The sequence below is a fragment of the Cognatilysobacter terrigena genome (assembly GCF_004361065.1).
GTDB classification, from domain to species: domain Bacteria; phylum Pseudomonadota; class Gammaproteobacteria; order Xanthomonadales; family Xanthomonadaceae; genus Cognatilysobacter; species Cognatilysobacter terrigena.
In genome coordinates this window covers 1-344 of the sequence record NZ_SELT01000079.1, presented here as the reverse complement: position 1 = coordinate 344, position 344 = coordinate 1, and the positions used below count along the sequence as shown (strand labels likewise).

The following is a 344-nucleotide window of genomic DNA, read 5'->3' as shown; positions in this document are numbered from 1 at the left end:
GCCGCCGACTTCAACGGCAACGCACTGCAGGGCGCGCAGGGCAACATCGGCGTGAACGTCGCTGCGGGCGTGGGCAACGTGCAGGCCAACGACGCCGCGCTGTCGTCCGTCGACGCCGGCAAGGTGTTCGCCACCGCGATGGGCACCTCGCTGCAGATCGTCGAAGGCAACTACGCCGAGTCGTCCGACATCGACACCAACTACACGGCCACGATGGACGGCAACGCGCTTCGCAACGCGCGCGGCAACATTGGCGTGAACGTGGCGGCGGGCGTCGGCAACACGCAGAGCAACACGATGACCGGTTCGGTGAACAGCTCGGGCCGCTACGCGATCGCCACCTC

At 67.7% G+C, this 344-nt stretch carries 1 pseudogene; it reads left to right on the top strand.

The annotated features are described in order from the left end of the window. Nucleotides 1–344: pseudogene (locus EVS83_RS15775) on the top strand (hypothetical protein); the annotation flags it as partial.